Source organism: Streptomyces sp. NBC_01408, assembly GCF_026340255.1.
GTDB lineage: Bacteria > Actinomycetota > Actinomycetes > Streptomycetales > Streptomycetaceae > Streptomyces.
In genome coordinates this window covers 185099-196313 of record NZ_JAPEPJ010000002.1, presented here as the reverse complement: position 1 = coordinate 196313, position 11215 = coordinate 185099, and the positions used below count along the sequence as shown (strand labels likewise).

The 11215-nt window shown below is 72.8% G+C and carries 6 protein-coding genes; 2 read left to right on the top strand and 4 right to left on the bottom strand.

Going from position 1 to position 11215, the window contains the following annotated elements; all coding sequences use genetic code 11:
- Window positions 1-7: 7 nt before the first annotated feature.
- Window positions 8-7387 (bottom strand): non-ribosomal peptide synthetase, encoded by a 7380-nt coding sequence (locus tag OG447_RS23370; RefSeq protein ID WP_266939128.1) that lies wholly within the window; start codon window positions 7385-7387, stop codon window positions 8-10.
- A gap of 250 nt (window positions 7388-7637) precedes the next feature.
- On the bottom strand, window positions 7638-8312 hold the full coding sequence (locus tag OG447_RS23365; RefSeq protein ID WP_266939127.1) for an FAD-dependent oxidoreductase: 675 nt from the start codon (window positions 8310-8312) through the stop codon (window positions 7638-7640).
- A gap of 218 nt (window positions 8313-8530) precedes the next feature.
- On the opposite strand from OG447_RS23365, the gene OG447_RS23360 reads away from it, so the two are divergent.
- The gene (locus tag OG447_RS23360) at window positions 8531-8668 is read left to right on the top strand and encodes a hypothetical protein (RefSeq protein ID WP_266939126.1); all 138 of its coding nucleotides are present in this window, start codon (window positions 8531-8533) and stop codon (window positions 8666-8668) included.
- Between the two features lie 105 nt (window positions 8669-8773).
- On the opposite strand, the gene OG447_RS23355 is transcribed toward OG447_RS23360, so the two are convergent.
- On the bottom strand, window positions 8774-9025 hold the full coding sequence (locus OG447_RS23355) for an EF-hand domain-containing protein (RefSeq protein ID WP_266940108.1): 252 nt from the start codon (window positions 9023-9025) through the stop codon (window positions 8774-8776).
- 137 nt (window positions 9026-9162) lie between these two features.
- On the opposite strand from OG447_RS23355, the gene OG447_RS23350 reads away from it, so the two are divergent.
- Window positions 9163-9486 carry a DUF427 domain-containing protein gene (locus OG447_RS23350; protein WP_266939125.1) on the top strand — a complete coding sequence of 108 codons (324 nt, stop codon included), beginning with the start codon at window positions 9163-9165 and terminating at the stop codon, window positions 9484-9486.
- A gap of 98 nt (window positions 9487-9584) precedes the next feature.
- Here OG447_RS23350 and OG447_RS23345 read toward each other — a convergent pair whose 3' ends face one another.
- The gene (locus OG447_RS23345) at window positions 9585-11081 is read right to left on the bottom strand and encodes a cellulose binding domain-containing protein (protein ID WP_266939124.1); all 1497 of its coding nucleotides are present in this window, start codon (window positions 11079-11081) and stop codon (window positions 9585-9587) included.
- Window positions 11082-11215 lie beyond the last annotated feature (134 nt).

Here is an 11215-nt window from a genome sequence, read left to right as displayed (position 1 = left end):
TCCGCCCTCACTTCCCGATCAGTTCGGTCACGACCCGGACCACGTGTTCGATGTGCGGTTCCTCCATGATCGTCAGATGGTCGCCCGGTACGTCGAGGACCGTGAGCTCGCCGCTGGTGCGCTCGCGCCAGCCGTTCGCCGGATCCCGGTGCATCGAGTCGATCGCCGTGTGCATGGAGTCCAGGACCTCGGGCAGCGGCTCCGAGGCGTGGATGAGGACCATGTCCTGGTCCACCACCTCCGGCCGGTACGCGAACGCCCCGCGCCAGTTCGCCTCGTACACGTCGAACAGCCGCCGTACGAGGACCCCGGTGCTGCCCGCCGGGAGCACCCCCTCGTCCGCCGCGAGCCGGGCGATGAAGTCGAACTTCTCGTCCAGGGCCCGCAGATGGGACGGGATCAGCTCCAGGGGTGAGTCGCCGCCGCGCCGCAGCCACAGCAGCTCCCAGAAGAACCAGCCCAGCAGCGCGTCGTCGTGGGTGCGCAGCCGGCGCCCCGGATTGAGGGCCGTGGTGTCCAGCAGGATCAGCCTGCCGACCTCCTCGCCCGCCGCCCGCAGCTGCCGGGCGATCTCGAAGGCCACGAAGCCCCCGAAGGACCAGCCGCCGATCAGGTACGGGCCGCTCGGCTGCACCTCGCGCATCCGCGTCACGTAACTCGCGGCGATCTCCTCCACGCTGCGCAGCGGATCGCTGCCCGGGTCCACACCGGCGGCCTGGAAGGCGTAGAACGGCCGGTCCTGCGGCAGGTACTTGGCGAAGCGGACGTAGCACAGGACGTTGCCGCCCATGGGGTGGACGAAGAACAGCGGGGGCCGGTCGCCCTCGACCCGGATGGGCACGAGCGGATCGAAGGCCGCCACCGCCCCGCCGGCGCGCAGCCGGCCGGCCAGCTCCGCCACCGTCGGCGCGGAGATGAACTCGGACAGCGGGACACCGATGCCGAAGCGCTGCTCGATCCTCACCACGAGGCGCATCGCGGTCAGCGAAGTGCCCCCGAGGTCGAAGATGTTGTCGTGCACGCTGACCTCGGGCAGCTGGAGCAGCTCGCCGAGCATGTCGGCCAGGACGCGCTCGTACGCGTCGCGCGGGGCGGTGGCGTCGGCGGAGACCGAGGCCGTCAGCCGCATCTCGCGCAGCGCCTTGTCGTCGCGCTTGCCGCTGGGGGTGAGCGGCAGCTCCGGGAGCCACTGGACGTGCGAGGGCACCATGTAGTCGGGCAGCGCCGAGCGCAGCTGCTTCATCAGCTGTTCCAGATCGGCCCGCTGCGGGTCGCCCGTCAGGAACGCGGCGAGGAAGGAGTCGTTGCCCTCGCGGCGGCGGGCCACGACGGCCGCCCCGGTCAGCCCGGGGTGGTCGGCCGCGAAGCGCGTGATGGCGAGTTCGACCTCGGCCGGCTCGACGCGGAATCCCCGCACCTTGACCTGCGCGTCGGAGCGTCCCAGGCACACCACGGAGCCGTCGGGCAGGACCAGACCGAGGTCGCCGGTCCGGTAGAGGCGCTCGTCGGGGGCTCCGCCGGGGCGGGGCACGAACCGCTCCGCGGTGAGCTCCGGCTGTCCCGCGTACCCGCGGGCCAGGCAGATGCCGCCCAGGTGGATCTCGCCCTTGACGCCGGGGGGCACGGGCCGCATCCGCGCGTCCAGGACCAGGACCTCCGCGCCGTCGACGGGCAGGCCGATCGGCGGCAGCGCGGGGAAGCGCAGCGGATCGCCCGTCATGGTGTGGCTGGTGACGACATGGGACTCGGTGGGCCCGTACTGGTTCTCCAGGATGACCCCGGGCAGGGCCTGGCACAGGGCGCGTATCTCGTCGGTCACCCGCAGCTGCTCGCCCGAGGAGAGCAGCGCCCGCAGCGTCCGGGGGACGGTGTCCAGAGCCAGGGCGGTCTCCGCGAACTGCTGGAGGGCCACGTACGGCAGGTACAGGCGCTCGGCGCCCTCGCGGTCCAGCAGACGCAGCAGGCCCGGCATGTCGCGGCGTTCGCCCTCGGACACCAGGAGCAGGGTGCCGCCGCCGCAGAGCGTGGAGAAGATCTCCTGGAAGGAGACGTCGAAGCTCATGGGCGCGTACTGGACGGTGGTGCCGCCCATCACGCCGCTGGGGATCGAGTTCTGCCAGGCGACGAGGTTCGCGAGCGAACGGTGGGGCATCTCGACGCCCTTGGGCAGGCCGGTGGATCCGGAGGTGAAGAGCAGGTAGGCGATGGAGTCCGGGTCGATCACGGGCAGCGCGTCGCCGGGGCCGGCCGCGGCCGTACGGTCCGCCCCCGGTCCCTCGGCGGGTCCGCCTGTCCCGCCTGTCCCGTCCGCCCCGCCGGCTTCGGCGGTCTCCGGGAACAGTTCCTCGGCGGCCAGCACCGGGGAGGTGTCGCCGAGCTGCTCGGCGTACGCGCGGTGGGCGACCACCCGGAACGGCCGGGCCTGTTCCAGCATGGAGGCGATCCGCTCGCGCGGGTAGCCGGTGTCGAGGGGGACGGTGGCGCCGCCCGCCTTGAGGACGCCGAGGATCACGGCGACGGTCTCGGGGGAGCGGTCCATGGCGATGCCGATCCGGTCCCCGGGGGCCGCCCCGAGGGCCAGCAGCCGGCGGGCGACGCGGTCGGCCCGGGCGTCGAGCTCGGCGTAGCTCAGCCGCCGGTCGCGGAAGACGAGGGCGGTGGCTTCCGGGGTCCGGGCGGCCTGCGCCTCGAAGGCGCGTACGACGTCGGGGGCGTGCGCGGCCGCCGGGCGCGCCGGTAGCGGGGCGGTGGCCTCGGTGAGGAAGGCGAAGTCGGCCCGCTCCGAGGGGTGTTCGACGACCCGGCGCAGGATGTCGGTGAAGCGCCGGGTGTAGAGGTCGGCCTGCTCGGGGGTGAAGAGGCGTCCCTGGTAGTCCATCCGCAGCCAGATCCGGTCGTCGGCCGGTTCGGTGACGGCGTTGACCAGGAGCGAGAAGTTGGTCTCCTCCCAGGTGCGGAAGTCCAGCGAACGCACGCCCGGCAGGCCGAAGACGGCGGCGAGCTGGCGGAAGTGGATGTAGTTGAAGGCGGTGTCGAGGACCGTCGTGCCGAGGTCCTCCTGGATGGCACTGAGCGGGTAGCGCCGGTGCGGGTGGCTGTCCTGCTCGGCGCGGAAGGCGTCGCGCACGACGGCCAGCCAGCTGTCCCCGGCGGTGTCGAGCCGGACCGGCATGGTGTTGAGGAAGAGGCCGGCGATGCGCTCGGCGTCCTCCCGGGCGGGCCGGCCGTGGGTGACCAGGCCGGTGGTCACGTCGTCGCTGCCGGAGAACAGGCGCAGTGTGAGCAGGTGCGCCGTGAACAGGACGGACTTCACCGGCAGGGTGTGGGCCCGGGAGAACTCCCGTACCGCGGAGACGAGTCCGGCGGGCAGGTCGACGCGCCGGGTGATCAGCTCCTCGCCGCCGGGCGCCGTGTGCGGCCGGAAGGCGTCGAGCTGGAGCAGCTCGGAGCCCGCCAGCGTGCGGCGCCAGTAGTCCCTGGTCTGCGGGGATTCCAGGGCGCGCCGTTCGGCGACGATGTGGTGCGCGGCCGAGGGGAGGTCGAGCTCCGGGACGGGCCCGATGTCCTGGCCGAGCGTGTGCGCGTAGTCCTGGAGGAGTTCGCGGACGAGGTTCGCGACGCTGCCGCCGTCGAGGAGGGCGTGGTGGAAGCTGAGGACCAGCTCCACCGTCCCGGGCAGTACGTGGACCCGCAGGTGGTAGAGCGGGGGACGTTCGAACTCGTACGGCCAGAAGCGGCGCTCTTCGATGTGAGCGGTGATCTCGCTCCGGGCGTCGTCCAGTGGCAGCCCGCGCAGGTCGGCGACGTTCAGGGCGCGCTCGACCGTGGTGTCCACGATCTGGAGGGGCTCGGAGAACCCGCCGAGGTCGAAGGAGGACCGCAGGACGGGATGGCGGGCCACGAGCCGGTCGAAGGCACCCGTGAAGAGCTCCGCGTCCCAGTCCAGGACGAGGCTGTACTGGAAGACGTCGCGGTAGACGGCCGAGTCCCGCTCGGCCCGGCTGTGGTAGAGCAGACCCAGCTGGAGGCGGCTGACGGGGTAGGCGTCGGCCCGGCCCTCGAGGCGGGCCCGGTCCACACCGGCGACGAGCGCGAACGGGGCGAGGTCCGGGACGGATTCACCCGAGGCCGCGTCGCTCCCGGTCACAGCGGCCAGGGCGGCGACGGTGGGCCGGCGCATCAGGTCGCTCAGATCGAAGGTGAGCCCCCGCTTCTGCGCCCGTACCAGGACGCGCAGCATCAGGATCGAGTCGCCGCCGAGGGCGAAGTAGTCGTCGTGGACTCCGACGCGCGGCACGTCGAGCACCTCGGCCCACACTTGCGCGAGGGCCTCCTCGACGGCGGTGCGCGGAGCCGTGTACGCCGTGGCGGGCGTGTCGGGCGCGGCCGGTTCGGGCAGCGCCCGGCGGTCGGCCTTGCCGTTGGGCGTCAGCGGGACGGCGGCGATCCGCACGAAGTACGCGGGGAGCATGAACTCGGGGAGCGTGCGGGCGAGTTCGGCGCGCAGCTGGAGCGGGTCGAGCTCGTCGTCGGCGACGTAGTAGGCCGCGAGGTGGGTGCCCCGGGTGGCGCTGTGCCAGTCCACGGCGAGGGCGTCGCGCACCCCGGGGACGGCGGCGAGGGCCCCGGCGACCTCGCCGAGCTCGACGCGGTTCCCGCGGATCTTGACCTGGCCGTCGATCCGGCCGAGGTATTCGAGGGAGCCGTCGGCGAGACGGCGCGCCAGGTCGCCCGTACGGTACATGCGTCCGCCGGGGACGAAGGGGTCGTCGGTGAACTTCTCGGCCGTCAGCTCGGGTCGCTCGAAGTAGCCGCGGGCCACCTGGACGCCGCCGATGCACAGTTCACCGGGCAGGCCCACCGGCTGCGGCTCGCCGTGCGCGTCGAGCACGTACAGCCGGGTGTTGTCGACGGGCCGGCCGATGGGAACGCGCCGCACCGGCTCGCCGGGTACGGGGGCGCAGTCGTGGTACGAGACGTCGACGGTGGCCTCGGTCGGACCGTACAGGTTGACCAGGCGCGGCCCGTCACCGGCGAAGACACGGTGGAACTGCTCGACACGGGCCGGGGAGAGGGCCTCGCCGCTGCAGAACACCTGCCGCAGGCTCGCCGCGTCGGCCCGCAGCACGGGGTGGTCCTCCAGCAGGTCCAGGAACGGGCCCAGCATGGAGGGCACGAAGTGGGCCGTCGTGACGCCGCGGGCGGCGATCGTGGCGAGGAGGGTGCGCGGATCGCGTTCGCCGCCGGGCGCGAGCAGCGCCAGCGAGGCGCCCTCGACGGCCCACCAGAACAGCTCCCACACGGACACGTCGAAGGAGACGGGCGTCTTCTGGAGCAGGACGTCGTCGGCGCCGATCGGGTACCGGGACTGCATCCAGGCCAGCCGGTTGACGACGGAGTGGTGCTCGACCATGACCCCCTTGGGGGTGCCGGTGGATCCCGAGGTGTAGATGACGTACGCGACGTCGCGCGGCCCGGCGCCCGCCCCGGCCGGCACCGGGAGCGCGTCCGGCAGCCCGGCGGGCACGGCTGCGGGCACGGCGTCGGGTATTTCGTCCACGCGCAGTACGGGGACCCCGGCGGGGGTCCGCGGCTCCGGCGAGCCCGGACCGGTGAGGACGGCGCCCGCCCGGCTGTCGGACAGCAGGAAGGCGATCCGGTCGGCGGGGTAGCCGGGGTCGACGGGCACGTACGCGGCGCCGGACTTGAGCACGCCGAGCAGGGCGGGCAGGGTGTGCGGGCCGCGCTCCAGGAGGACGGCCACGCGGTCGCCGGCGGCGATGCCACGGGCCCGCAGGGCGCGGGCGACCCGCTCGGCCCGGGCGTCGAGCCCGGCGAAGGTGAGCGCACCGCCCGGGTCCGCGGCGTCGACGACGGCGATCCGCTCCGGGGTACGGGCGGCCTGCTCCTCGAAGAGCCCGTGCAGGGTCATGTCGTCCCGGTAGGGCACGACGGCCCCCTGGTCCCGCTCGGTCAGCCGCTCGCGTTCCTCGGCCCCGAGGACCGGCAGGGTGGGCGCGGGCCGTCCGGGCTCCTCGACGGCCGCCCGCAGGAGGCGGCCGAGGTGCGCGGCCACGGCCTCGATGGGGAGGTCCTCGTCGAAGACGTCGACGGCGTAGTCGAGGTCGACGCGCAGCGGGCCGTCGTCCTCGAAGGCGTGCACCATCACGGACAGGGCGTCCTGGTGGTGGACGGGAGCGGCGATGACGGTCTCGTGGACGACGCCGTCCGGAGCCGGGGGCCGGGGGAAGCGCAGGTAGGACAGGGTGATGTCGAAGAGCCGGCGCTCGCCGGGGACGGCGGGCGCCTCGCGCAGTACGTCGCCCAGGGCGAGCCTTTCGTGTCCGCGCAGGGCGTCCGCGTCCGCGCGGATCCCGGCGGCGAGCCCGGCCAGTGAGGCCTCCTCGCCGACGCGGACGCGCAGCGGCAGGCTGTTGGCGAACTGGCCGACGGTGGCCAGCTCCCGCTCCGTGCGGCGGTTGAGGAACGGGACGCCGAGCACGATCTCGTCGGTCCGGTGCACCCGGGTGAAGTAGGAGGCGAACGCGGCGGCGAGGAAGGCGAACGGGGAGCTGCCGCCCTTCCGGATGCGGGCCACGAGTTCCCCGTCGACGGTGAAGCTGTGCCGTCCCCGCCGCTCGGCGCCCCCCAAGGGCAGCCGTTCCGGTGAACGCGGGAACAGCGCGGGCGTCACGCCGTCCAGGGCCGCGCGGTGGAAGGCGCGGTCGGCCTCCTGCTCGGCGGAACCCGCGTAGCGGGCGTCGGCCCCGGCGAAGTCGGCGTAGGACGGCGTCTCTTCGCCGACGCCGTCGGCCCTGCCGCCCGTGTCGGCCGTGCCACTCCTGTCGGACCCGGCGGCCCCGTCGGCCCCGCGGGGGGCCGCGGCGCCGGTGAGCTCCGCGTACCGCGCCCAGATCCTGAGGCTGATCCGGTTCAGCGCCCAGGCGTCGGCGACGATGTGGTGGGCGTTGACGTGCAGGTGGACGACGGCGCCGCCCTCGCGGACCACGGCGGCGGCGAAGGGCGGGACGCCGGCCCTGAGGTCGAAGGGCTGGGCGAGGGAACGTTCCTTCAGCTGCTCGACCGCCGTCTCCGGATCCTTCTCCCCGGACAGATCGAATTCGCCGACCCATTCCTCGTCGCCCGCGCGGGAGGAATCCTCGAACCATTGAAACGGAATTCCGTCCCGCTCGCCGAAGCGGAGCGAGAACGCATCGCTGGCGCGCAGTACGTGCGCTGTTGCCGCCCGCAGGGCCGGCAGGTCGATTTCCCCGGACAGTCGCTCGTGGAGGATCACGTTGAACTGCGGGTCGTTCGGGGTCCGGGACTCGGCGGCCCAGATGTCGCGCTGGTAGGAGGTGAGCGGGAGGGTGCGGCGGACAGCCACAGCTTTTCCTCACTTTCAGATCTTGTCGACCAAATGAAAATCCGCAATCGAATTCCTCCGAAATCGTAAGCAGGGCACTACTTGAAGATCCACTACCGGAACGAGTGGCCCGACTACTCGATTGAGTAGTCGGAGTTTGGCCGATATCGAACCCACGGCCGGGGCGACTGATCGTTCGAACGCCGCGCCCCGTGCTCCGTGAAAGGACGGCCTACCGCGTATGAACATCACCCGACTTCCGGGCCGGAGCTCAGGCGAGGTAGTACGGGCGGTTGTGGGCGGCGACCGGGGGTGCGCCGAAGGAGAACAGCTCCGGCTCCCGACGGTCGATGCCGCCGTCCCCGGTGAGCTCGGCCGCGCGGCAGCGCACGCTCCACGCCTCGCCCGCGGGCCCGTTGAGCGAGGGCATGTCCACCTCGAACCAGCCCCGGGCCCGCATGGGGAAGACGTAGCCGTCGGGGAAGGTCAGGCCCACCCGCCCCCGCTGCTCCTCGACGTCGGCCGACACCCCGATCTCGTACTCGGCGGCCCGGTAGTGCGGTTCGAGGTCCTGGTAGGAGAGGGGCCAGCTGCGGCCGTACCCGAAGGCCTCGGTGTCGAAGTCCTCGGGCAGCATCCGGGGCGTCAGCCCCGTCCAGACGGTGCCGGTGCCGCCGTTGACCCGCAGGTACGCGCTGGCGTAGGGCAGCGGGCCGCGCTGTACGAAGTACCCGTCGGCGCGGTAGCCGCCGCCTTCGAGGCCGGTCAGATCGGTGACCTCGGGCCCGGGGGCCGCCGCCCCCTGTGCCGGTCCGGGACCGTCGGTCCGGGCTCCGGCCTCCAGGACCAGGACGCGTCGGCCGCGCTCACCCAACTGCCGTGCGACGAGGGACCCGGCGACCCCGCCGCCCACGACGATCACGTCGTACCGTACGGACCCGGTCATCGCGCCGTTCCCGCCCCGGTGTCCGCCGCCGCCCCCGAGCGCGGTGCGGCGAGGGGCGCTGTCACCGGTTCGGCCCAGCTTCCGAACCCCGGCGGCCGGGTGCCGGGCGCGCGCCCGCCGATGACCCGCCACACAAGCCTGGAGGCGTACGCCTCGGGCGAGACCCTGAACGGTCCGCCGCGGCCGGGCAGCCCCGGCCAACTGCCGGTGTACCAGAGGTGGATCACCGCTCTGGCGCCCTCGGCGCCCTCGCCCTCCAACGGTTCGGCCGCGTCGGCGAGCCGCCGGTAGGGGTCGGGGCCGACCTGGTCCCGTACGAGGTCCAGGTACTCGGCGGCCAGGCCGACGGCGCGTAACTCGTCGGCGGTGAAACCGGTCAGCGCGGCGCGGAGCAGGAACGATCCGCCCGGACTGCTTTCACCCGGACGGGTCCGGCCGAGGGCTGTCGGTCCGGTCCCGGGCTACCAGCCGAAGCGGCGGTCGACCTCCCTCGAGAACTCCTCGAAGGTCAGTACCTCGTCGCCGTCCAGGTTCGCGGCGTCGAAGAGCGCCGAGGATCCGTCGGCGTCGCTCACGCCCCAGAACGGCAGATCGCCCTGGGCGGCGAGGGTGGGGCCCTTGGTCCGCAGGGCGGAAATCACTTCGGCCCTGGTCAGGGTGCCGTCCGCGTTCAGATCGAGCGCGTCGAACAGCTTGCGGGCCTTCTCACTCATCATGCGGTCCTCTTCCGGAGGGGCCTGGCCGGCCCACGCACCCTCTGAGCAGAGAACGACGGGGGCGGAGTCCTGGTTCCCGCTCGGCCGGGGCGGGGGGAGGAATAGGCGAGCACCCCGGCCGTGCTGCAACCGCCATGACCTCTGGACACGACATCACCATCAGTCAAGGCACCGAGCACATCCGCGTCGTACGGGACGGGCAGCTGCTCGCCGAGAGCCGGCGGCCCCTGGTGCTGCGCGAGACCGGTTGCCCGGTGCGCTACTACCTCCCCGCCGCAGACGTGCGCACCGAGCTGCTGACCCCTTCGGACACCCGGACCACCTGCCCCTTCAAGGGAGAAGCCGTGTACTGGTCGGTGCCGGGCGCGGACGCAGTGGTCTGGGGCTATCCCGAGCCGAACGCGGTGGCGGCCGGGATAGCGGACCACTTCTGCTTCTACGACACCGAGGTCGTCTGACCGGTCTCCCGTCCGACCCGTACTCCCCGACGCCCGTACCCCCCTGACGCCCGTCGCCGTTCGCGCCGGGCGTCAGCGGGAGTGCCGCCGTACGGCGGTCACTTGAGGGCGGAGAACGCCTTGGTGAAGGCCAGCGGCTGCTGGAGGATCGAACTGCACGTGGCATCGGCGTAGTTGACGGCCCCGGCCGCGCACTGCTTGTCGCGCGTCGACGACCACATCGCGAGGCGCCCGATCCCCTTCGCCGCCGCGAAGTCCACGAGCTGCGTGGCGTCCTCGACGGTGAAGATCTCGCTCACGACGTCGTTGACGCCGATCATCGGGGTGACCGCCACGGCCTTCCAGGCCGCCGCGTCGGACAGCCCGAGGACCCCCTTGAGCTGTGCCTGCGTGGCCGTCGCGGCCTGGATCGCGTACTGCCCCATGTCACCGCTGTAGGCCGGGCCGTAGTCCATCGCCATGATGTTGACGGCGTCGATCCGTACGCCGTCCTTCCGGGCGTCGGCCAGCAGCGCCACCCCCGGCTGGGTCAGGCCCTCGGGCATGACGGGCAGCGTGAAGGCGACGTCCAGGCCCGGGTGCGACTTCTGCAGCCGGGCGATGGCCTGGGCGCGCCGGGCGTTGGCCGCGGTGTCGGGGAGGGCCGCACCCTCGATGTCGAAGTCGACCTTGGTGAGCTTGTACTGGTCGATGACCTTCCCGTACGCGGCGGCCAGCTCGTCGACGGTCCCGCAGTTCAGCGCCAGCTCGTGCCCGGCGGCGCCGCCGAACGAGACCCGGACGTCCCCGCCCTTGGCCCGCAGCGCTCCGATCTGGGCGGCGACCTTGTCGCTCGCCAGATCGGTGACGCCGCCCCACAGCGGCGCACAGCCGCCGCCGGAGGTGATGAAGGCGAGATGGAACTCCTTCACGCCGGTCTTGGCCGCGGTGTCGAGGAGGTCGTACGAGGGGTACAGCGAGGTGTCCACGTACGGGGCGAAGCGCGCGCCGGCCGCGGGCGCGCCGCCGCCACCGCCGGGGGTGGTGGTCGCGGTCGGGGTGGGGGACGGCGACGCGGTGGCGGTCGGCCGGGACGTGGGGGAGGTGCTCGCGGTCGGCGTCGGCGCGGGGGTGGGAAGGCTGGTGGGGCGTCCGCTCGGCTGGGCCGTGGCGCCCTGGTCCACGGAGCACTTCAGCCCGTTGATGCGGCAGCCGGTCGGGTCGCCCGGGGCGCCGGAGCCGCTCGTCACGAAGCCGACGGTGACGGAAGCCCCCGCCCCGAGCTCCCGGTTCCAGCTCGCGGGCTTCACGGTGACGTGCTGCCCGTCGACCGTGTGGGTGCCGTTCCACAGGGAGTCGATCTTCGTGCCCGCGGGCAGGTCGAACTGAAGGGTCCAGTCCGCCTGGTTCTGCCCGGTGGGGTTGGTGATCACGTACTGACCGGTGTAACCGCCGGTCCAGGAACTGGACTTCGTGTACACGGCTCCGACCGCGGCGGCCTGGGCGGTGCCGTTGAACGCGAATGCCGCGCCGCCGATCACCGCCGCCGCCCCGATCGCGCCCGTGACCTTCGCCGTACGGCTCGCCCTGCGCCGGTGACCGCCTGTGCTGCTCATCGCGTGCCTGCCTCTGTGTTACTGGGGAGTTGGGGTCGGCAGCACGCTAGCCGCCCGGAAACGGACATTCGTTCGTTTGGGGGCGGGGTGTATGAGTCTTAGGTTCTGCTTAAGGAAGGGGTAAGAGGGGGCTG